This window comes from Nocardia sp. NPDC051321 (assembly GCF_044455225.1).
GTDB lineage: Bacteria > Actinomycetota > Actinomycetes > Mycobacteriales > Mycobacteriaceae > Nocardia.
The window spans coordinates 382,475-402,218 of sequence record NZ_JBITEM010000003.1 but is presented as its reverse complement, the minus strand read 5'-3'; the positions used below and the strand labels follow the sequence as shown (position 1 = coordinate 402,218).

Annotated in this window: 20 protein-coding genes and 1 pseudogene; 10 read left to right on the top strand and 11 right to left on the bottom strand. The window is 65.2% G+C overall.

Annotation, left to right across the window (positions count from 1 at the left end):
* The first annotated feature begins 7 nt into the window (after nucleotides 1-7).
* Complete coding sequence (locus ACIA8C_RS08845; protein ID WP_397132487.1) at nucleotides 8-1,021, top strand: endonuclease/exonuclease/phosphatase family protein; 1,014 nt, start codon at nucleotides 8-10, stop codon at nucleotides 1,019-1,021.
* Nucleotides 1,022-1,084: 63 nt separating this feature from the next.
* Here the strand turns inward: ACIA8C_RS08845 and ACIA8C_RS08840 are convergent, their stop codons facing one another.
* On the bottom strand, nucleotides 1,085-1,441 hold the full coding sequence (locus ACIA8C_RS08840) for a hypothetical protein (protein WP_397132485.1): 357 nt from the start codon (nucleotides 1,439-1,441) through the stop codon (nucleotides 1,085-1,087).
* A gap of 172 nt (nucleotides 1,442-1,613) precedes the next feature.
* Here ACIA8C_RS08840 and ACIA8C_RS08835 point away from each other — a divergent pair, with 172 nt between their 5' ends.
* Together ACIA8C_RS08835 and ACIA8C_RS08830 are read left to right on the top strand one after the other, a co-directional pair.
* Complete coding sequence (locus ACIA8C_RS08835; protein ID WP_397132483.1) at nucleotides 1,614-2,375, top strand: LGFP repeat-containing protein; 762 nt, start codon at nucleotides 1,614-1,616, stop codon at nucleotides 2,373-2,375.
* A gap of 118 nt (nucleotides 2,376-2,493) precedes the next feature.
* On the top strand, nucleotides 2,494-3,132 hold the full coding sequence (locus ACIA8C_RS08830; protein ID WP_397132481.1) for a hypothetical protein: 639 nt from the start codon (nucleotides 2,494-2,496) through the stop codon (nucleotides 3,130-3,132).
* A 15-nt stretch (nucleotides 3,133-3,147) separates the two neighbouring features.
* On the opposite strand, the gene ACIA8C_RS08825 is transcribed toward ACIA8C_RS08830, so the two are convergent.
* A complete protein-coding gene (locus tag ACIA8C_RS08825; RefSeq protein WP_397132479.1) occupies nucleotides 3,148-4,059 on the bottom strand; it encodes an alpha/beta hydrolase in 912 nt (303 codons plus the stop codon).
* 41 nt (nucleotides 4,060-4,100) lie between these two features.
* Here ACIA8C_RS08825 and ACIA8C_RS08820 point away from each other — a divergent pair, with 41 nt between their 5' ends.
* The 3 genes from ACIA8C_RS08820 (at nucleotide 4,101) to ACIA8C_RS08810 (ending at nucleotide 7,127) form a co-directional block, all read left to right on the top strand.
* Complete coding sequence (locus tag ACIA8C_RS08820) at nucleotides 4,101-4,577, top strand: MarR family winged helix-turn-helix transcriptional regulator (RefSeq protein ID WP_397132477.1); 477 nt, start codon at nucleotides 4,101-4,103, stop codon at nucleotides 4,575-4,577.
* A gap of 120 nt (nucleotides 4,578-4,697) precedes the next feature.
* Complete coding sequence (locus ACIA8C_RS08815; RefSeq protein ID WP_397132475.1) at nucleotides 4,698-5,591, top strand: acetoacetate decarboxylase family protein; 894 nt, start codon at nucleotides 4,698-4,700, stop codon at nucleotides 5,589-5,591.
* A 21-nt stretch (nucleotides 5,592-5,612) separates the two neighbouring features.
* Complete coding sequence (locus tag ACIA8C_RS08810) at nucleotides 5,613-7,127, top strand: GMC oxidoreductase (protein WP_397132473.1); 1,515 nt, start codon at nucleotides 5,613-5,615, stop codon at nucleotides 7,125-7,127.
* A gap of 9 nt (nucleotides 7,128-7,136) precedes the next feature.
* On the opposite strand, the gene ACIA8C_RS08805 is transcribed toward ACIA8C_RS08810, so the two are convergent.
* The gene (locus ACIA8C_RS08805) at nucleotides 7,137-7,421 is read right to left on the bottom strand and encodes an NAD(P)H-binding protein (RefSeq protein ID WP_397132471.1); all 285 of its coding nucleotides are present in this window, start codon (nucleotides 7,419-7,421) and stop codon (nucleotides 7,137-7,139) included.
* On the opposite strand from ACIA8C_RS08805, the gene ACIA8C_RS08800 reads away from it, so the two are divergent.
* Nucleotides 7,420-7,956 carry a helix-turn-helix domain-containing protein gene (locus ACIA8C_RS08800; RefSeq protein WP_397132469.1) on the top strand — a complete coding sequence of 179 codons (537 nt, stop codon included), beginning with the start codon at nucleotides 7,420-7,422 and terminating at the stop codon, nucleotides 7,954-7,956. The two genes, ACIA8C_RS08805 and ACIA8C_RS08800, sit on opposite strands and share 2 nt — an antisense overlap.
* A 109-nt stretch (nucleotides 7,957-8,065) precedes the next feature.
* A complete protein-coding gene (locus ACIA8C_RS08795; RefSeq protein WP_397132468.1) occupies nucleotides 8,066-8,932 on the top strand; it encodes an SAM-dependent methyltransferase in 867 nt (288 codons plus the stop codon).
* A 26-nt stretch (nucleotides 8,933-8,958) separates the two neighbouring features.
* Here the strand turns inward: ACIA8C_RS08795 and ACIA8C_RS08790 are convergent, their stop codons facing one another.
* Nucleotides 8,959-9,309, bottom strand: a complete 351-nt coding sequence (locus ACIA8C_RS08790; protein WP_397132466.1) for a helix-turn-helix transcriptional regulator — start codon at nucleotides 9,307-9,309, stop codon at nucleotides 8,959-8,961.
* A 193-nt stretch (nucleotides 9,310-9,502) separates the two neighbouring features.
* Here ACIA8C_RS08790 and ACIA8C_RS08785 point away from each other — a divergent pair, with 193 nt between their 5' ends.
* A complete protein-coding gene (locus tag ACIA8C_RS08785; protein ID WP_397132464.1) occupies nucleotides 9,503-9,865 on the top strand; it encodes an STAS domain-containing protein in 363 nt (120 codons plus the stop codon).
* Between the two features lie 33 nt (nucleotides 9,866-9,898).
* On the opposite strand, the pseudogene ACIA8C_RS08780 reads toward ACIA8C_RS08785, so the two are convergent.
* The 7 genes and pseudogenes from ACIA8C_RS08780 to ACIA8C_RS08750 all read right to left on the bottom strand — a co-directional run.
* Nucleotides 9,899-11,018: pseudogene (locus tag ACIA8C_RS08780) on the bottom strand (ATP-binding cassette domain-containing protein); the annotation flags it as partial.
* A 119-nt stretch (nucleotides 11,019-11,137) separates the two neighbouring features.
* A complete protein-coding gene (locus tag ACIA8C_RS08775; protein WP_397132462.1) occupies nucleotides 11,138-12,211 on the bottom strand; it encodes a hypothetical protein in 1,074 nt (357 codons plus the stop codon).
* Between the two features lie 14 nt (nucleotides 12,212-12,225).
* A complete protein-coding gene (locus ACIA8C_RS08770; RefSeq protein ID WP_397132460.1) occupies nucleotides 12,226-14,337 on the bottom strand; it encodes a hypothetical protein in 2,112 nt (703 codons plus the stop codon).
* A 35-nt stretch (nucleotides 14,338-14,372) separates the two neighbouring features.
* Nucleotides 14,373-16,397, bottom strand: coding sequence for a hypothetical protein (locus ACIA8C_RS08765; protein WP_397132458.1), 2,025 nt, complete (start codon nucleotides 16,395-16,397; stop codon nucleotides 14,373-14,375).
* A 109-nt stretch (nucleotides 16,398-16,506) separates the two neighbouring features.
* A complete protein-coding gene (gene gntA / locus ACIA8C_RS08760) occupies nucleotides 16,507-17,169 on the bottom strand; it encodes a guanitoxin biosynthesis heme-dependent pre-guanitoxin N-hydroxylase GntA (protein ID WP_397132456.1) in 663 nt (220 codons plus the stop codon).
* Nucleotides 17,170-17,177: 8 nt separating this feature from the next.
* A complete protein-coding gene (locus ACIA8C_RS08755; protein WP_397132454.1) occupies nucleotides 17,178-17,588 on the bottom strand; it encodes a hypothetical protein in 411 nt (136 codons plus the stop codon).
* A gap of 89 nt (nucleotides 17,589-17,677) precedes the next feature.
* Complete coding sequence (locus tag ACIA8C_RS08750; RefSeq protein ID WP_397132453.1) at nucleotides 17,678-19,021, bottom strand: S8 family serine peptidase; 1,344 nt, start codon at nucleotides 19,019-19,021, stop codon at nucleotides 17,678-17,680.
* A gap of 262 nt (nucleotides 19,022-19,283) precedes the next feature.
* On the opposite strand from ACIA8C_RS08750, the gene ACIA8C_RS08745 reads away from it, so the two are divergent.
* On the top strand, nucleotides 19,284-19,736 hold the full coding sequence (locus tag ACIA8C_RS08745) for an SRPBCC family protein (protein WP_397132451.1): 453 nt from the start codon (nucleotides 19,284-19,286) through the stop codon (nucleotides 19,734-19,736).
* Nucleotides 19,737-19,744 lie beyond the last annotated feature (8 nt).

The window sequence follows — 19,744 nt, the reverse complement described above, 5'->3', positions numbered from 1 at the left end:
TGGGGTGATGACGCGAAACGATGATCAGGTGGGTTCGCCAGAGGTCGCCGCCCCGGTGCGGGAGATTCGAGTGCTCGCGTTGAACACGTGGCACAGCGGCAGCAAGGTCTCGGACGGGACGCGGCTGATCGCCGATCTCATCGTCTCGACCCGGGCTTCGATCGTGCTGCTTTCGGAAGCGACCACCGCGACCGCCGCCGTCGCGACCGAATTGGCCGGGCGGGGCCACGAATTCAACACCGTCGCGTCGCACGACACCGGAATTCTCACCGTGTTTCCGGTCGAGGACCACGCGGACCTGCAATGGCTGGTCAAGGCGCGGTTGAACATCGACGGCAAGCTCGTTACCGCGTACTCCGCGCATCTCGAGTTCCGCTGGTACGCCTCCAATTTGCCCCGCGGCTACGGGCCCGGTGTCCCCGCGCCTGGCGAGTTCGCCGAGGACAACTTCGAGAAGTTGCCGGGCGGCCCGGTGACCGACCCCGCCGCGATCCAGCGCGTCAACGCGGCCTCGGGGCGTCCCGAGGTCATGAGCGCCTTCCTCGCCGACGCGAAAACCGAGATCGCCCAGGGATCTTCGGTCATCATGGGTGGCGATCTGAACGAACCATCCGTGCTTGATTGGACTGCCGCCACCGCGGACATGTTCGACCACCACGGTGTGACGGTGCCGTGGGAGTCCACTCGCCGCCTGCACCAGGCCGGTTTCCGCGATGCCTACCGAACGATGTATCCCGATCCGGCCACCCATCCCGGGCTCACCTGGCCCTCGGACAACGTCGAAGTGGATGTCGCCGAACTCGCCTGGGCTCCGGAGGCCGACGAACGCGACCGCGTCGACTACATCTTCGCCAACGGCCTGACGCTGTCCACTGTCGGCATCGTCGGTCCGCGCGGATCCATCGTGCGCGGCACCCGTCAGCAGGAAACCACCGACGACAATTTCGCCGCCACACCGCCCCGGTGGTGTAGCGACCACAAAGGCATCCTCGCGACATACCAACTGACCGGCGCGTCCTGAGCCGTCATCCAGTGTGCTGGAACGTTTCCAGCGCACCGGATTCGGTCCGGTACAGCGGGCTTGTCACATCGAGGCGAGGCTGATCGCGCCGAGCATGGCCAGGCCGAAAGCGGACAGGACGGTAAGTATCAGCGCGCGACCCAGGCTCGGTGCGAGGGCTCGCGCGAGGAGGTAGCCGACGACGGCACCGAGTGCGGCCAGGACGAATCCTTCGCCTTTGATCAGGTAGAACACCGAGGCCATGGCCGCATTGCCGACCTCTTCGACGCCGCGTGCGTCGTCACCGAACGGGATCGGAAACCGGTAGACGATCCCGACCAAGGCTGCCGCGACCGGCGCGGCCAGTACGGCGATGATCAGACCCCACAGTGCCACCGCCACCAGTGCGGGTGTGCTCGTGCGACCGTCCTCGATCTCCATGCATGCCCACTCTCTACTCCGCGTAGTTGAATCGTAGGGTTGCCGATATTTCGCGGGGTGATCGACACGGCGGCTTTATTCGACGCGACCGTCGCGGCGCCGCTGCGACACTGTCGAAAGTGCTCGGGCACAAGTAAAATGGGGGCAATCCACGGGGGCGCAAGGAGGGGTCATGTCACCCGATCCGCGATTTTCGAAGCACGGCCGTCGTCGAGCCGCCCGGGCAGTCCGAGCCGCGACTGTGCTCGCGGTGCTCAGCACTCTCACCTTGATTCCCCCCCAAGCCTCCGCGCAGCCGTATCCGATCTACGGCGCGATCCGGGTCGAATACGACGAGGCCGGTGGGGCGGCCTTCTTCGGCAACGCGCTGAACCCGGAGTCCGATGCCGCTCGCGGCGGTCGCTGGCAAGAGTTCGAGAAGAACAGTTCGATCTATTGGCATCCACTGGTATCCGACGGTCACGCCAATCAGATCGGCGGCGCGATCCGCGCCAAATGGGGCGACCTCGGCTGGGAGAACGGCGCGCTGCGCTACCCGACCAGCAGGGAGATGCCGACCCGGAAGCCGGGTCGCTTCAACCAGTTCGAGGGCGGCACGATCCACTGGTCACCCGCGACCGGCGCGCACAACACCTGGGGCGCGATCCGCGACAAGTGGGCCACCCTCTCCTGGGAGGACGGACCGCTCGGCTTCCCGGCCGTCGACGAGTTCCACGCCAAGAACAACGGGGCCGGACAGCATTTCCAGGGTGGTTCGATCTACTGGTCGGCCGATACCGGGGCGCGCGTGGTATCCGGGGCGATCAGAGACACCTGGGCGAGCCAGAACTGGGAGAACGGCCGCTACGGCTACCCGATCAGCGACGAATACGACTACAACGGCGGCCGCGCCCAGGACTTCCAGGGCGGCCGCATCGAATGGCAGCCGCGCTGACCCGGTTGGCAGGTCGAGGCACTGCGGCCCATATCGACCCATTTATGCAGCTCGTGCATAAGTTTGTGCGGCGAGGGTAGGCGGTCAGGAGCAGTTACTTCGACAAATGGAGGCTCTGATGACCGTCGACGACAACGTTTCCGCGGACCGCGGACCGGCGCTCAGAATTCCGCGCAGTCGGGGAGCCCTCGGCGGGCTCGCGGTGTTCCTGCTGGGAATCTGGGGCGCACTGATCCCGTTTGTTGGGCCATACTTCCATTTCGCGTTCACGCCGGATGACTCCTGGGTGTGGACATCGGCGCGTGGCTGGCTCGAGGTGCTGCCCGGCGCCGTCGCGGTCGTCGGCGGGTGGCTGATGTTGACCAGCCGCAACCGACTGGTGGCCGGCTTCGGTGGTTGGCTGGCAGCGGCGGCGGGCCTGTGGTTCATCATCGGACCATTCCTGGCGGATCTGCTGAACATCGGCGCCGTCGGCGAGCCGGTCGCGGGCTCCGACCTGAAACGCGCTGTCCTGCAACTGACCTTCTTCTACGGTCTCGGCGCACTGATCCTGTTCTTCGCCGCGTCCTCGCTCGGCCGGTTGTCGGTGCGTACCGCACGTGATATCGCCTTCGCGCGACGCGAGGTCGATGCCAGGGCCATTCGGACGGACAAGCGGGACGCGATAGTGGCGGAACCGGTGGACACCACCGCCCGGCCTACCTTCGGCACCCAGCCGCAGTTGCACAAGCCGGGACTGGGCGGCGGGCACGCCTGATCCGCCAGCGTTTGGTCAGCGTTCGAGGTCTCGACTACGGATGCGCTGGCCGAGGAAATGTGCCGCGCGATCCAGAGCTTCGTCGGCTTCGTCGAGGGCGCCGGTGAAGGATTGGTACACGTGCGGCAGATCGGCGGTGATGTCCAGGATGACGTCCACCCCGGCTGCTCGCGCGCGGGCAGCCAAGCGGGTGGCGTCGTCGAGGATCATGTCGTTGGTGCCCGCCTGCAGCAGCATCGGCGGGAAGCCGCTGAGGTCGGCAAGTGTTGCCGGGCTCAGCAGCGGCTGGTGCGGGTCGTGTCCGTCCAGGTACATGGCACCGGTGTGCTCCAGGCTCGCGCGGGTGAACAGTGGGTCGGTGTCCGCTTTGGTGTCCATGCTTTCGCCCGTGCGGGTCATATCCAGGCCGGGGGAGAACGCCACGATCGCGGCGGGCATGGGCAGGCCGGCGTCGCGGGCGGTGAGGCAGGTGGTGACGGTCAGGCCGCCGCCCGCGGAGTCGCCTGCGAACGCGATGGTCGACGGGTGTTCGCCACTGTCGAGTAGGGCTCGGTAAGCGCTGAGTGCGTCGTCGATCGCGGCCGGGAACGGGTGTTCGGGCGCGAGCCGGTAGTCGACCGAGTAGGCGCGAAATCCGGTGCGGGTCACCAGGTTCGCGGTCAGCGGCATGGCCGTCTCGGGTGAACCGTAGACGAAACCGCCGCCGTGGAAATACAGGATCGTTCCGGCGCGGGCGGTGTCCACCGGTTCTACCAGTACGGCTGGACGGTCGCCGAGCGTCGTGGTCCGGGTGCGTATCTCGGACGGCACGTTCATCTGGGCCATCAGCGCTCGGAATCCTGCGCGGATCTCCGCGACCGAACCGTTCCCCGCGGGTCGCGGCTGCCGTAGCAGCGCGTCGATCGTCGCGCGTTGTTGCATGCTCATATGCACCTTCCCTGGCAGTATCTTCCAGTACAGTATATGCCATGGAATATACATCGAAGGGCGATGCTGTCGACCTGCCGGGCTTGTTCGCCGATCTGGTGCGGTGTGAGACGCGGCTGTACAACGCGCTGAACGATCGTCTTCGGGAGCTGCACGGGATCGTCACCTCGCAGTTCGAGTCGCTGCGCTTCCTACGCGATCATCCGGGGGCTCGGGTGGCGGACCTCGCGACCGAGTTCGCCGCGGGCGTCGGCGCGATGAGTAAGGGTGTCGATCGGTTGGAGAAGCAGGGATGGATTGTGCGGCAACCGAATCCGTCGGATCGCCGGTCGTCGCTCCTGGCACTGACCGAGGACGGTGTGCACCTGGTCGAGGCGGCGGAGGAAACCTTCGCCGAGCAGTTGACCCAATTGCTGGGTGCCACGCTCGCCCAGTCTTCGTTGCCTGTTGTCGCGCAGGCCCTTTCGCAACTGCGGGGTGCGCTCGAGCGTGACCAGGTCGGCCTGCCCGCGGGCTGATTCTCCGCTTATATTTAACTGGACTTAAGTGGAACTAACGGCTGTTTCCAGAATCGGACTTCTGTCCGGCACGTCCGTATTGATACTGATACGGTTCGTTCGCCAAGGAAAGGAGATTCGGTGCCCCTTTATTCCATTATGCGGTCGAGCGGTCGTCGGGGTCTGTCGCAAAGCAATCGCGGGGCAGGCAGCATACTGGCCGCGGTGCTGGTCGCCGGATTTATTATGACGAGTCCGGCCGCGATTGCCGCGCCGAATCATTGTGATACGAACGCCTGGGAGTCGATAAACTCGACCATCCCGGAGGCCAGGCTGACCGATCAGATGCGAGAAAAGATCCGCAAGGGCCCGGACGTTCCCTCACCATGGGACCTTACCTCGACTGACGGCCTGCTCATCTGGGCAATGGCACCCAGACTCGGCGGCCCCGCGCTGCTGCCGAAGGAGATTTCCGGGGGTGCCCTGCCGCTGGCGAGTTATGGCTTCGCCACCAGGTATTCGCAGACTCCGGTCGGTCCGTACAACGAAATTTCCGGCCTGCTGACCTACGCCCGCGCGCAGAACCCCGGCATGTTCGCGCATTCCCCGTTCATGGTGGTGGACAGCCCGGAGACCGCGAAGAACGGGCGCAACAATTGGGGCTTCCCCAAATCGCTCGCCGACTTCACGGGTACCCCGCGCATCGGCGAAACGCTCACCGCCACCGGCCCGGGTTGGTCGGTTACCGTGTCGTCGCGTCCATTGCTTTTCGATGTTCCGATGAGCCTGCCTAATTTCCTCGGATATGTGCAAATGCCAGAGCAACTAACCTTCGAACAACCCTCGCCCGAGTGCGGCATCAAGAAAATGCGCAGTTTACGTCTCGGTGGCACATCGGCGACGGTGAAACTCGCCCTCATCACGGTAAAGACAGAAGGCAGCGATGAGCTGCGCGCGATGCTACCCAGTGGCATATTCCCGGGCGGATACATCACGTTCAACAATCTCGGCTTCGACAAGCCGGGCATGAATTAGCGCCCGATGCACCGATCGTCAGTGAACCGTCGCACGGTGCTGGTGCGCGGAGCGGCGCTGGCCGCCGCGGCGTGCAGTGCGCCGCTGTTGCTCCCGGCGCGGGCGCGCGCGGAGACCCGGACGCACCATCAGGCGATCGTGATCGGCAGCGGGTTCGGTGGGGCGATCGCCGCATACCGGCTGGCCGCGGCGGGAGTCGATGTTCGCACCCTCGAGCGTGGTCGTGGATGGAGTCAAACCGACGACGCGATTGTGTTCGACTCCGCGCTGGATTATCGCGACCCCCAATGGCTTTGGGAGCCGACGGTGACCAGGACGCCGGGTCTGGTGCAGCCGTATATCGCTGGCACGGTCGGTGTTGCGACCGCGGCCTGTGTCGGCGGCGGGTCCATCGTTTACGCGGGCGCCACCGTGCCGCCGGTGCGCCGGTATTTCGAGAAGATATTTCCGGCGGCGCTGAGCTACGACGAGCTGAAATCGGTGTATTGGCCGCGGGTCATCGCGCGATTGGCTGCGACACAGGTCCCGGATGACCTCCTTGCCCGCGCACCCTTCGCGCACCTGCGGTTGGCCGATGCCCAGATGGCTCGCGCCGGGATGGCGACCGCGCCGGTGTTGTCCACTTTCGACTGGGACATCGTGCGAAAAGTATTCGACCGCACGGGTGGCGCACCGACCGCTATCGACCCGGCGTTGTCCTGGAATCGGGATACCGCCAAGAAATCCGTTACCCGAAGCTACCTCCGCTGGGCAGCTGGGTTCCCCAACTGGGGACTGTTGCCGTTGCGCGACGTCCAGAATATCGCCAACGAAAACGGCAAATTCGTCATCGACGTCGAAGTGATGAACGAGGCAGGCGGCACCGAAACCTACACCTGCGACCGGCTTTTCCTCGCGGCCGGAGCCATCGGAACTACTCGGCTCCTGCTGCGATCGCGGGCCCGCGGCGGCCTGCCCGACCTCAACGAGCACGTCGGCACCAACGTCGGCGACAACGGCGATCAGATGACCTGGCGATTCGCCGACACCCTGGATATCCCCGGCCCGCAGGCAAGCGCGATCGTCAGCTCGTCCGTTGTCGACGACGAACCCGACTATCCGCCGATCCGGGTCGAAGCCGTGAGCCTGCCGGGACCACCCGGCGAGCCGCCGATCCTTGCCCAATTGTCGACCACCGCGGACTGGGAAAATCGCACTTCCTGGACGGTTGAGGGCACCGAGCCGCGGCTGTCGTTCGCGCAGGCCGGTTGGCGGGATTCGCTGTCGGCCGCGCTTCGGGTACACGAACGGGCAGGCGGATCGGCGAACACACCGGCACGCGGATTTCCCTTCGCCCCGGGAATGTCCTTCACCGCCCATCCACTCGGCGGCGTCCCGATCGGTCTCGCGGCCGACCTCGATGGCCGGGTAATCGGCTACCCGAATTTGTATGTCGTCGACGGCTCACTGATTCCGGGAAACTGCGCGGCCGCCAACCCCTCACTGACTATCGCGGGGATAGCGGAACGAATATTGGATCGTGTAATCGCCGACTAGCCGACGCCATCAGCGGACATTCGCGCAGACCGCTTTGTCGATCGGCGTTGTGCCGGTATCGAGTTCGAGAATCTGCCTGCCGATGCGGGGTTCGTGGAGTAGTTCGGCGAGGGTGGCGGCGACGTCATCGCGGGTGATCTCGCCGTGGAACTCCGCGGGGCCGAGGGAGACGGTGCCTGTTCCTTCGCCGTCGAGAAGCAGTGCGGGACGCAGGATCAGCCAGTTCAGCTCGCTGCGACTGAGCGCGATGTCGGCTTCTTTCTTGACGGTGAAGTAGTACTCGGTATACCTCATGACTGAACAGCTGAGCACGCTCACGCCCCGTCCGCTCGCCCGAGCGGCCGGGCACAGCGCGGGCTGGATAATCGCTACCGAGCTGGCCGAACTCGCGGCGGAACTGATCGGCGGGTTGGTCTATCTCTCTGTCCTCACCCCGCAGCTGAGTCGGGGCACACCCCGACCGGAGGACGCGCGCGTCCGATCGGCCGCCGCGATGATGCGCGAGCGACTCGCCGATCCGATCACCCTGGCCGACATCGCCGCCGAGGTACACCTGAGCGTCTACCACCTCGTCCGGGTGTTCAAAAAGGAGACCGGGGAGACGCCCTACCGGTGCCTCACCCGCCTGCGGATCGAGGAGGCGAAACAGTTGCTGCGCCATACCGGCCTGACCGTCGGCCAGGTAGCGGGCCGGTGCGGTTTCGCCAGCGCGGGCGCGCTGTCGACCGCATTCTTACGGCACACCGGCACCCGTCCGTCGGTTTATCGCAATTCCTCCCAAAGTTCGTACTTTGCGTCCAAATCAGCGGAGTGCGGATATATTCGTTGAACGCGTGCAGCGGCTGATGACTCGAATCCGGTTGTCGTGCTCGATGTGGCATAGGCCGCCACGGTAGAGCCGCCGTTCAGCTGCATGGCGCACGGTGAGAGGACGTCAGATGGGCTCGGGAAACAGGGGCGGTCCGGCGGTTTCGTTCAGCAGGCCGTCTTCGGCGCGGGTGTATGGGTGGATGCTCGGTGGGAAGGATATCTATCCGGCCGACCAGGACATCCTGCTCTATATGCTCGGCCGCTTTCCGGAGTGCGTCGACATCGCTCGGCAGAATCGCCAATTCCTTTATCGCGCAGTTCGATATCTCGTGCAAGAAGCGGGCATCAGCCAGTTTCTCGACATGGGATGCGGGCTGCCGACCGACAACAACGTCCATCAGGTCGCCCAGCGATTCAACCCGGAAGCGCGCGTCGCCTATGTCGATGCCGACCCCATCGTGCTGGCACACGGCCGCGCACTGCTGGCCGACGCCAAGGCGAGCACCACTGTCGTCACCGCCGACATGCGCCTGCCGGAATTGATTCTCGCCGATCCCGATGTCGAGGGCCTGATCGACTTCACTCAGCCGATCGCCGTGCTGTACCTGTCGGTCGGTCATCACCTCAAGGACGTCGACAAGGTCGGTCAGGGTGCGCGGCATGTGTTGCGGCACATTATCGATACTGTCGCGGTGCCGGGCAGCCACCTCGTCTTCTCCCAGGTCGTCAGCGACGACGCCGCGCTCGGGGCGACGTTTGCCTCGAAGATCGACGGTTCCGGAATACCGTGGCAGAGCCGGACTCCCGCGCAGGTGAACGCGCTCTTCGACGGCCTCGAACCGGTCGATCCCGGACTCGTCAATCTCGTCGACTGGCGTCCCGACCCGGCCCAGCCGCCGTTGGAAGCGGTGCCCGAGCCGTTGCTCAAATACGTCGGGGCCACCGAACGTCGCAACAACGTCTACGAATACGGCGGAATTCTGCGTAAACCCTGAACCTCGGGACGCCGCAGGTGTGTTCGTTATCCGGCTGTCTCGCTGCGGGTCTCGCGTAAAGCGTTATTGTCGCCGCGCAGCCGGTCGTTGTCGGTGTGCAGGGTGGCGTTGGCGTCTTCGAGGTCGAGGATGCGGGCGATGCCCGCGAGGTTGACTCCGGTGGCGGCCAGCGTGGCGATGCGTCGCAGGCGGGCGATGTCGTCGCCGCTGTATCGGCGGGTGCCGCCGTCGCTGCGTGCGGGGGTGAGCAGGCCGTGGCGTTCGTAGAGTCGCAGCGTCTGCACGCCGATCCCGGCCAAGTCGGCGGCCACCGAGATCCCGTAGACCGCTTGGCCTGGGTCGGGTAGATGTGATCCGTGCTGGGTCTCCGGTGGCATCGCTCTCCTCATCTATGGGGCACAGCAGGTTTTCTATTCTAGGCACTTGCGCTCACATGTCTAGAATGCTAGAACAAATCTGTTCCAGATGGCATAGGTTATCTGATCTGACGACGGAGATGGTGATGCCGATGGATGCTTGGCCTGCAGAACTCCACGCAACAGGCAGTAAGACCGCTACGGCGGTAACGCGATGAGCGCCGAGTCTCGCGCGCTGCATGTCCACCTCGACGGGGACGGCTCGGCCGCGGTGCTGACCGTCGATGGCGAGGTCGACGCGGCGTCGGCGCCACAGCTGCAATCGGGTATCGAGGACGCGCTCGGCAAAAAACCGGCGCTGCTCGTGGTCGACCTGTCCAGCGTGCGGTTCTTCGGTTCCGCGGGGCTCAGTGTGCTGCTGTCGGCGGCAGAGGCGTCCGCGAAGGGTGGATTCCGGGTGGTCGCCTCGGCACAGGTTCGGCGTCCGATCGAGGTTACCGGGCTCGACAAGGTGCTCGAGGTCTTCGGCAACTTACGCGACGCGCTGACCCCGGGTGATACGCCGAACGTTGCTTGAGTTCGCCACTGCCACAACGCGTTACCGCGCAATTCAGCGCGACCTGTGCACCCGCGTCTCGTCCCAGACCGGTGGGTCGCGCTCGTAGACGGCCCCGTCGGAACCGAACACCAGGAAGCGGTCGAACTCGCGGGCGAACCAGCGGTCGTGGGTGACGGCGATGACCGTGCCCGCGAACTCGGCGACGCCCTGCTCGAGTGCGTCGGCCGAGTGCAGGTCCAGGTTGTCGGTCGGCTCGTCGAGCAGCAGCATGGTGACCCCGGACAGTTCGAGCAGCAGGATCTGCAGCCGAGCCTGCTGACCACCGGAAAGATCGTCGTAGCGCTGTTCGGCGGCGCGGGCGAGCCCGTAGCGGTCCAGCACCCGGCTCGCGGCCTCGCGACCCATCCCGTCCCGGTGTTCGTTGCCGAGATGCAGAATCTCCACCAGCGTTCGGCCGGATAGATCAGGCCGGGAATGGGTCTGCGCGAAATAGCCGGGACGGACCCGGGCGCCGAGCGCGGCGGTGCCGGTATGCGGCACGGGCGCGAGGTCGATGTCCTGCACGGGCCGGTGCTCTTTATCGGGATCGGAGCCGCCGGCCGCAAGCAACCGCAGGAAGTGGGACTTGCCGGATCCGTTGGCGCCCAATACCGCAACGCGATCGCCGTACCAGATCTCGGTGTCGAACGGCCGCATCAATCCGGTGAGCTCGAGTTGGCTGCACACCAGCGATCGCCGTCCGGTCCGGCCGCCACGCAACCGCACGGAAACGTTCTGCCGCAACGGAACCGACTCGGGTGGCCCCGCGGCTTCGAACTTGGCCAACCTGGTCTGCGCGGCGTGATAGCGGGCCGCGATACCGTCGTTGAACTTGGCCTTCTCGCGCAGCCGCAGGACAAGCGCACGCAACTTGGCATGGTCTTCGTCCCAGCGCCTGCGCAGTTCGGCCAGGCGGGAATTGCGGTAGCAGCAACTCGTCCGGTTCCGCGAACAACGCCTCCAGGACCACCCGTTTCTGCTCACCGCCGCTGAGGGTGCGCACGGCGCGCCACTTGGCCCGATCGAACGGGACGCCGAGGGCGGCGATGGTCACCCGGTCCCAGAACGTCTCGGTCTCGTATCCGCCGACATCGACCCAATCCGTGAGCGCGTGCGCATAGGGGCAACTGTCGCCCATCGGGGAGAAAGTAGTCGAGATCCGCGATATCTATGTGCGCCATGGGACTGCCAGCCAACCCCACCGGCGCGGGGCCGCGCGACTCGGTTTCGGTACGTCGGCACGGTCGCGAACTAGATTCCGATGTCGAGGACGGTCAGGTAGGGGCCGATATCGTGCTTGACGGCAGCGCGCAGATCGTCGAATTCGGCAGTCAGGGTCTGCTGCGCCGAGATCTGTCCGCACAGTCTGGACGACTGTCGCAGCATGGATCCCGAGGGGGCGCGGTCGGTCTTCAGGGTCGGTCCGTTCGGCCCGCTGTCGAACAGGTCACCGGCGACCATGCCGAAAACCGTTGCCGGAAGGGCGTCGCTGTGGTCGAGCCACTCGCTCAGGGCGGCATCGATGGGATGTCCAGCGGCGTCGGTGATCTGGTGTCGGATCGCGTTGGCGGCCTGACCGGCCCGGTAGACGGCGGCTGCCACGACGCTGCTGTCTGCAATGCACGCGGCGTACAGGCGGTCGAGATCTATCTGCAACTCGATGGTCAATGATGCTGCGCCGGTGTCGAATTGCTCGATGAGGGTGTTGGTCACCGAGAGTGGCGGCGCTGACGCGTCGCGCAGGCTTCGCACGATCTCCTCGGTCGCCGCCGCGTCGCACGAGACGAGAAAGGTGTTGTGGCCGTGGATTTCGATACTTCCCGCCGCACTGTATTGGGCGGTGAGCGTTATGTCGCGGGAGGATGCTCGGGTGTGTGCGGCCGTGCACGACACGGTATTGCGAGTGATCGGTACTGGGACCACGTCTGGGGTCGGTGCGGTTGGCCGGTAGTTGAACAGGTGCGCGATGCGTGCGGGTGGGTCGGGGTGGTCGTGGCGAATGATCTTGTCGAGGACGTCGGTCGGCACGGACTCGGGCAGGGCGAGGGTGGTGGCGAAAGTGCAGGTGCCGCCGAGGTATTCGACCGCGGGGGCGCCGGGGCGAGGTCGCTTGGCGAGAGCGTTCATCGAGAAGTCGAGCTCGGGTCCGCCGTCGCGATGGGCGAGGAAGACCGTGACGGCCTGGAAGTAGTACCGGGTCGGTTGCTCGGCGGCCGCGAGTTCGGCATTGCGCGCGTCCGGAAAGACGCGGACATCGAAAGTAGGCGCACCGGAGGAGAGTACGAGGGCATCCGGTCCGAAGAGCGGCCCGGCGGGATCTGGCATGGCGGCGTCCTTGGTCAAGCGAGCGTGTTGCCGGTGACGACGAAGATCGGTTCGTCGACGAAATCGTGGCCGCGGCGCACCGCGCGCGTCCCGGCGGTGGTGGTGAGGGTGAACACGACGGTGCAGTCCAGGCCGGTGACGGCGGAGCCGAGCGGAATCAAGACATGGACGAAATCGATCGGATGCGCCGGGCTCAAGCTGAGTGCGGGTATCGCGATCCGAGGATCGTCGTCGACCGAGATCTGAATGTCCATGCGGGTGATGCCGGTGGCGTCGAAGTTCAGTCCCGCCGCGTTGATGGTGAGCGGATGCTGCACCTGCTGGATGACGGTGGTATTGAAGGTGACGTAGTTGCGTAGGGCCGACTTCGGCAGTGGCACTGGAATATCGAGCGTCCGTGACACGACCGCGCCGGTCGCTTGCGAGGCATCACCGGGCAGCGTGCTCGATTGTCCGGCGGGCAGCGCCCGGTCGGCCAGCCCGATGACGGTCGGCTGGGCCTGACCGAGCAGGCCCAATCGGTGCAGCACGAGATCGAGCGGCCCGCGGTTGGTGACCTGGACTACCGGCGAGACGATCGCGGCGGTCAGGTCATCGGAGTCCGCCGTCTGGTGCAGATTGAACGTCGCTTGCGTCCGCACCAGCCCGGCGAACGCATCGTCGAGCCGGACCGCGAGCGCGGCGAACAACGGCGCGGGGCCCCTGGTGGCGAGCTGCTGGAGGAACAGGTTGACAGTGGTGGTGGCCGGAGTGGACCGGTCATCGGTGATGTCGACACCGGCCTGCACCGTGTGCGCCGCCACGCCGTCGGCGAAAACCGCTGTCGCGGCAGGGAAGCCGTCCAGGGTGCCGGGATGGTGTGGATCGAGCCCGACCGGCAGGGTGAGCCGCAACTGACGGCCGGCGGCCTCGGGAATGCTGGGCAGGTCGGCGGCCAACTGCGCGAGCTCGATCGGATCGGCCAGCGGCGCGAGCAGGAAGGTGAAGTGGAAGCGGCAGCCGGTGCGGCTGCCGGGGGAGTCGTCGACGATGGAATCGCAGACCGAGGCAAGGCCTTTGGCGCCCCGGACAATGCCGTAGGCCGCGGGCACCGCGACCACCGTCCCGCTGACCTGGCCGAAGTAGAGTCTGCGCAGCGTCGGGTAGCGGTCGGACACGTTGCCGAGCGAGGTCAGCTCGCGGTATTCCGAACGGACGCCTGCGAATTCGCTGAGATCAGTACTGTCGATGATGGGCCTAGTCGTGCCGTCGGCGGTGATCGTGAACCGGTTCCGGTAGGTATCGGTCGAGAACGTGAGCCCGAGCGCGGCCGATCGGTGGAAAACCGCGGTCACCGGCATGAATCGATACCCTCCCAGAACCGGCTGCTCGGGTTCGCCCACTCCGCTTTCACCGTCGCCGAAGACCTGGAACTGGTAGCCGTCGAAGATCGGCCCGTGTATCGGGAACCCGACGTCGGGGGCACTGACCAGGGCTGTCTTGTAGACGCTGTAAGCCGCGGAGATCTCCAGTACCGCATTGCCACTTCGAGTCAGGTGCGCATAGGCGGCCTCGACCGCGTCGCCGATGAGATCGAAAGTCGCGCTGACGGTTCCGTCCTCGTTCTCGCTCGGGTCGCTGGTCGCGGTGAGCGTCTGCGGATTCCCATCGGAGTCGGTCACCGGTAGGGACAGCGTGAACTGCAGCACGCCGAAATCAGCGACCAATCGTGGGGGCAGGCCCGGGTCTCCGCGGTAGAGCGCGGCGATGTTGTCCGGCATCTGCACGCTTACCGAGAACGTCAGTCGTGCACGGTTGAACGGATCGCCGTGCGGATCGACACCGGACTGGACCGCGGCGAAGTCGAACGTCGGATCGTCGGCGACCACCGCGAAAACGGGCAGATACCAACTCGGCCCCGAGGTACTGTCCAGCAGACCGGGTGTGCCGCTCTCCCAGCGCAAGCACGGAATATCCAAGCCGTTCTGTGGGCATGGCATCGGGTATTGCCAGTTGTCGTCGATGCCGGGGCCGATCCTGGCGAGCAGCCAAGGTGTCGCCCCGGTCGCTATGAATTCGTCGAAGGCATTGTCTATCGAGGGGCCGGGGTCGCTGGGGATGACGGGCTCGATTATGGCGGAGGGCATCATATACTCCGTGGGATCTGTTGTGCCGCAAGAGATCAGGCGCTGGCGACAGCCCTGTTGACGTAGTCCCGGATGGTGGCGACCTTGTCGGGTGGCGCCGCGGGCAGCGGCGCGTCCAGCAGCGGCACATACTTGATACGCCCCAGCGGCAGTGGAACTTTCACCGGTGTAGCGGTGGAGTAGATGATGGTCTCGTCGAGGAAGTCCGCACCGTCGACGACCACCTTCATGGTGTAGCTGAATTCGCTCTCGGCGTCGTACTTGTCGGTGAACACCTCCCACAGCGCGTTGGTCTGGTTCCCCTGGTGCACCGAGATCGGCGGGTAGGTATCCGCGCCGATCGTCGGCGTGATCGACACCGTGATGTTCGGTGGCAATTTCGCCGGATGCAGGTAGAAACGCACGAAGATATAGCCGACGGCGGCGGCCGTGAGAATCTGGCTGTGACTGGTGGTCAGCTCCTCGATCTCGGCGATCGCGGGATCGTGCGGTGCCATCGCGGACGAGAGATTCACCCGGGGGTCGCGACCGTCGAAGACCAGCTTGCGACGCAGCTTGACTTGGTCGGTCGGCCAGCCCGGCACCGGATTGTCCAGGCGCAGAAAGGAAACGTTGACGTAGTCGGCCTCGTTGGCGTCGGTCCAGATGGCAGGCCGCACCGGCCCGCTCGGGGCGAGCTGGCCCGGAATATAGTGCTGGCCCTGCCCCAGCATCCGGAGATTGGGTTGACCGTCTTCGACCGGGCGGGAGTAGTCGGGGTAGCCGACCTCGAGCTGCACGGCCCGCAGCGGATCGCGCATCTCGGATTGCGCGTTGAAATCGACCTGGCAGGCGGCGGCCACCTGAATCTTCTTGAAGAACTCGCCGATGTCGATGATGAACAGGTACTTGTTGAGGTCGGCGCGCACCGCGGGCAGCAGATCGTTGAGATCGCCGCTGACGGTCTGGCTCACCGCGATGGTCTCGTCCAGGATGAGTGTTTGGTTGAAATGGATGGATCGTCGCTCGTACGTCGACTTCAGCGACACCGAGGTGCCCCCGAAGACCTGGCTGAACCAGCCCCGGTTCGCCGCCGCCTTGCTGTCGGTCTTGCTCGGATCCCAGTCGAAGATTTCCTGCTTGACCAGATCCATCGCGGTTTTCTTCATTATGTCGACGTTCTCGGTGACCCATTTCTTGGTCTGCTCGTCGAGGATCGCGCCGTTCTCGGTGATGTGAGTCGTGACCCCGCCCGAGGTGACGCAGGAACTGTAGGCGTATTCCGCCTCGAGATCGGTGATCCCGAACAGCGAACCCGAGGACACCGCGGCCGAGAACGAGTCGTACACCTTGTCCACGTCGATATTCACCACGACCGTTACGCCGTTGATGTAGAACGCTTCCTGCAAGGTGTTGGCGACGGTGAACGGCGGTGAGGTGCCCGCTTTGAGCGCGCTGGCGATCGCGCCGGCCGCGACCAGGTTGCAACTGATCAGGAACGTGGAGATACCGTGCTGCTCGATGCTGCCTTTACCGCTGTACTGGGCCGTCATCGTGAGCAGATGGCCGACCGCGGCGGGGTCGGGCACCGCGCACACCACGGCACTGTCGGTGATCGGGACGATGCCGAGAACAGGGGACGGGTCGTTGTCCTGATAGTTGAAGTACTGCGCGAGGCGCGGGCCTGGCATACCGTGCTCGTGCTGCTTCAGTTTCTGCAGCACGCCCTCGATCACGCTGTCCGGAATCGCGAATGTGGTGGAGAACGTGCAGAATCCGCCGCCGATCTCGGTTACCGCATCGCGCAGTTCCTCCGGGGTGACGCTCGATTCCTCGTCGAGCAGACCCTTGAACAATGTCATCTGGAAGTCGTACTCGTCGGGCGTATCGTGCTTGCGCGCCAAGTACACTCGGGAAGGCTGGAAGTAGTATTGGGTGGGCTGTCCGGCCTGTCGTAATTCGGGATTGTGCGCGTCGGGGTAGACCTGCACATCATATCTTTTCCCGGTCTCGTCGTTCACCGTCACAACGACGAAGTCCGGACCGAAGAGCGGTCCGACTCCGGAGACGAAGTCTGCCATGTCGAAATTCCTGCCGTGGTATTGCGTGTGGTTCCGCACGGCCCCGATGTCCGGTGCGAGATTGTCGAATCAGCGTGGTCCTGATCGGGTGGACTATCGCGAGTAGCGACTACTCGCTTTTCGGGCGAAACGGGCACTGCCAATCCGGGGCCACCGCGCGACCGGAATACTGCCTGGCCTGGGATCCCGATGCGGCATCGAGCAACATGGGGTTCACCGAGCCTTGTACAGCCATGTCACGGGACCGGATGCGGCGTTTGAACGAATCGAGCAGCCCCTGCTCGCGCAGCCGCGCGAATTGGGTGTGCGGATTGAAGACGAGAGTGGGCCAAGGGAATTGGCGGGCCATCCGGGAAGCGAGTGGATGCATGCCGACCACGTAGTAGGCATGCCCGCCGATGCTGAACGAGAACCACGGATCCATCGGATCGGGGCTCGTTTCCGAATCCCAAGGGAAAGAACGGATATCGAAGTCGTGCATGTGCTGCAGGTGCCGCCACAGTAGGTCTTCGAAGTGCGCCTCGGAGGCCACCGGCGGACCGGTGAACGCCGCGACGAACGCGGCGAACCCGGCCTCGGGCAGATCACGTGCGAAATCGGCCAGGTCGCCGCAGCCCGCGCGAGCGCTGTGCACCTCGCCCAGTTCGTCGTAGACGCGAATCCGGCAGAGCCCACGGCGAACCGAGGACCTCGCGCCGACGCACGGAAAGCCTTCGCGCAGTATCGCTTCCCGAAACAGCGCCGAGATCGAGGACTGTCGATCCGCCGTCATGGTCGCGGTCAGAACCGTCCGGCTGGCGCCGCCGCGGGAACGGTCAGGGTGCCGGTCAGTGCCGCCGCCTGATACTGCGGGGCCGCGTCACCGCCCGCCTCCGGGTTGGCTGTCACCACGGCGCCGGTCGCGGCCAATTCCACTGCCGCGGAGCCGGGTTCGGGAGCGTCCGGCAGGAAAACGGTGAGCCGTGCGGTGCGCACGATCGGGCCGCCGCGCCCGACGCTGCGGTGCTCGATGGTGCCGGTGAGCACGATGCCGGTGCCCGGCTCATGGTCGGCCGGTGTGCTTTGCAGCCGGTGGGTGTCGTTGAACGGCGAAAACGAGTCGCCGAGCGTGATCTCCAGGCTGCCGGACTCGGCGGCGTAGGTCAGTTGCAGATCGGTTCCGGTCAGGGTGTAGGTGGCGTTGGTTGTCATAGCGATTCCTTGATTGAACTGGGTTGTTTCCCGGACGCTAGGCCCGAGTCGCGGCCGGTACACGGGTAGCCGGCTACTCGTCCACCTGCTCAGGGCAGTGGACCGTCGATGGCCCGGTCGACCGCGGCTTTGGCGTCGACGATTCCGTTGCCGTATACGGCGTTCGGCCAGGTCCAGCCGGGGTCGGCGACGGTGTGGCTGGCCGTTTGCTCGATGATCTGCTTCACCTGACGCGGGGTGATATTGACATTGCAGGAGTAGAGCAGGCCCGCTATGCCGGACACGAAGGCGGCCGCCGGGGAGGTGCCGGTGGCCTCCGTGTACTGGGGCGAGCCCCAGGTCGAATACAGGTCGAGGGTCTTGATCTTCGAGCCCGGCGCGCTGACACTCATATGATTTCCGGTGTTCGACCCGCTGTTCGGACCGGCGACCCACTGGTATCGGAGTTTGTTGACCGCGCCGACGGCGATGACGCCGTCGTAGGCGGCGGGATAGCGCAGAATATTGGAATTGTCGTTGCCCATGGCGGCGACCACGGTCGTATTCGCTTGCAGCGCATAGTTGACCGCGTTTCTGAGGTGCTTCGTGTCGCCGATCAGGCTGATCAGGCTGACGTTGGCCACCTGCGAGTACTCGCCCGCCCATTGGATCGCCTTCGCCAGCTCGTCGGTATTGCAGCCGCTGCCGACGCCGCCGGTCGAAGTGGCGGTGCGGCAGACGACCCTGGCCGCGAGCAGCCGGCAGCCCCACGTCACCCCGGCGATGCCGATGCCGTTGTCGGTGGCGGCGCCGATGATGCCTGCCATCGATGTGCCGTGCCCGATCTCGTCCTGGGGGTCGTCGTCCGGCGAGGTGAAGTCGCCGACCCGCTGCTGACCGGGGCCGACGGTGGGGTTCTCGCAGAAGTCCCAGCCCTTGCCGCGCGTCGACGTGCCGAGTCGCGGTGCGAGATCCGGGTGATTGCTATCGCAGCCGGAGTCGATGATCGTGATTTTGACTGTGTCCGAACCCTTTTGGCGGTCCCAGGCGAGCGGCGCGTTGATCATGTCCAAGCCCCACTGGTCCCCGTAACTCGGGTCGTTGGGAATGGCCGCGAGGTCACAGAGACCTGCGGGCTCGGCGTAGGAGATCTCGTCCAGCTCGATGAGCGTGTCGATGGTGGCGTCGATGTCGGTGTCCTCGGACAGCCGGATCACGTAGGTGGCGAGCATGCTGCTCAGCAGGTCGGGAACGACCTCGTAGGGCTCCACCTCGGCATAGAGCCGGGTGATCGATTCCACGGGCAGCGAGGCCAGGACGCCGTCGACCGTTTCGATCCCGAAACTGACATAGGCTCCCCCCTCGACGGTGTCGGTAATGAGCTCTGAGACAAGAGCATTCGCATCCGTGCTGAGCTCTACGACCACCTTTCCCGGTGCGTATTCGTCGGACATTTCGATCCACCTATCTGGTCTTGCGATATCGAGAAGCGTGCGATCACGCCTCGGCGAGCCGAGTTCTCGTTCACGACCGTAGGTAGTACGAAGAGCCGGAAATAGCGTAGGCAGGTACTCGATTTTCGCAATCGCATCAGGATTTCTCGAACAACTCGTGGTGGTCGACTCAGGCCTGGAATAACCGGGGGTGGGCGAAAGTGATTGTGCCAGAAGTACTACGAGGCGTAGTATTGGTAGACCTACTGGGGAGAGGTTCGCCATGGAAACGATCACCGTCGAACGCATCATCGCGGCGCCGGCCAAGGACGTCTTCGAGTGGCTCGCCGACGCGAGCAACTACCCACGCGCGACGTGGGTCGTCTTGCGTCAACAACTTGCCGTGCCGGGGGAAGGCGCGCCTTACGGCCGCAACGCGGTGCGTCGGCTGCTCTGGGTGGTTGGCTGGTTCCGGGAGCGAATCACCACCTACGACCCGCCGCATGAGTTCGGCTACCTGGTCGAACGCAGCTTTCCGCCGTCGCGTCACGAAGGCGGGAAGCTGACGTTCACCGAGGTGCCCGGGGGGACGCGGGTGGTGTGGACGACGAGCGCGGAGGTGCGGCTGCCATTCGCGGCGACGCTGAGCCGGGTTCTGGTGAAGCCGGGGGTGGCGTACATCTTCGGGAAGGTGCTCGCCGCCGCGGATGCCGACCTGACGAAGGGTTCGGGGTGAGTACGACC

What these genes read in the sequence shown, in the direction of transcription:
- ACIA8C_RS08845 (WP_397132487.1), top strand. Translation starts at nt 8, where the DNA reads ATGACGCGAAACGATGATCAGGTGGGTTCGCCAGAGGTCGCCGCCCCG.
- ACIA8C_RS08840 (WP_397132485.1), bottom strand. Translation starts at nt 1,441, where the DNA reads ATGGAGATCGAGGACGGTCGCACGAGCACACCCGCACTGGTGGCGGTG.
- ACIA8C_RS08835 (WP_397132483.1), top strand. Translation starts at nt 1,614, where the DNA reads ATGTCACCCGATCCGCGATTTTCGAAGCACGGCCGTCGTCGAGCCGCC.
- ACIA8C_RS08830 (WP_397132481.1), top strand. Translation starts at nt 2,494, where the DNA reads ATGACCGTCGACGACAACGTTTCCGCGGACCGCGGACCGGCGCTCAGA.
- ACIA8C_RS08825 (WP_397132479.1), bottom strand. Translation starts at nt 4,059, where the DNA reads ATGAGCATGCAACAACGCGCGACGATCGACGCGCTGCTACGGCAGCCG.
- ACIA8C_RS08820 (WP_397132477.1), top strand. Translation starts at nt 4,101, where the DNA reads ATGGAATATACATCGAAGGGCGATGCTGTCGACCTGCCGGGCTTGTTC.
- ACIA8C_RS08800 (WP_397132469.1), top strand. Translation starts at nt 7,420, where the DNA reads ATGACTGAACAGCTGAGCACGCTCACGCCCCGTCCGCTCGCCCGAGCG.
- ACIA8C_RS08805 (WP_397132471.1), bottom strand. Translation starts at nt 7,421, where the DNA reads ATGAGGTATACCGAGTACTACTTCACCGTCAAGAAAGAAGCCGACATC.
- ACIA8C_RS08795 (WP_397132468.1), top strand. Translation starts at nt 8,066, where the DNA reads ATGGGCTCGGGAAACAGGGGCGGTCCGGCGGTTTCGTTCAGCAGGCCG.
- ACIA8C_RS08790 (WP_397132466.1), bottom strand. Translation starts at nt 9,309, where the DNA reads ATGCCACCGGAGACCCAGCACGGATCACATCTACCCGACCCAGGCCAA.
- ACIA8C_RS08785 (WP_397132464.1), top strand. Translation starts at nt 9,503, where the DNA reads ATGAGCGCCGAGTCTCGCGCGCTGCATGTCCACCTCGACGGGGACGGC.
- ACIA8C_RS08775 (WP_397132462.1), bottom strand. Translation starts at nt 12,211, where the DNA reads ATGCCAGATCCCGCCGGGCCGCTCTTCGGACCGGATGCCCTCGTACTC.
- ACIA8C_RS08770 (WP_397132460.1), bottom strand. Translation starts at nt 14,337, where the DNA reads ATGCCCTCCGCCATAATCGAGCCCGTCATCCCCAGCGACCCCGGCCCC.
- ACIA8C_RS08765 (WP_397132458.1), bottom strand. Translation starts at nt 16,397, where the DNA reads ATGGCAGACTTCGTCTCCGGAGTCGGACCGCTCTTCGGTCCGGACTTC.
- gntA (WP_397132456.1), bottom strand. Translation starts at nt 17,169, where the DNA reads ATGACGGCGGATCGACAGTCCTCGATCTCGGCGCTGTTTCGGGAAGCG.
- ACIA8C_RS08755 (WP_397132454.1), bottom strand. Translation starts at nt 17,588, where the DNA reads ATGACAACCAACGCCACCTACACCCTGACCGGAACCGATCTGCAACTG.
- ACIA8C_RS08750 (WP_397132453.1), bottom strand. Translation starts at nt 19,021, where the DNA reads ATGTCCGACGAATACGCACCGGGAAAGGTGGTCGTAGAGCTCAGCACG.
- ACIA8C_RS08745 (WP_397132451.1), top strand. Translation starts at nt 19,284, where the DNA reads ATGGAAACGATCACCGTCGAACGCATCATCGCGGCGCCGGCCAAGGAC.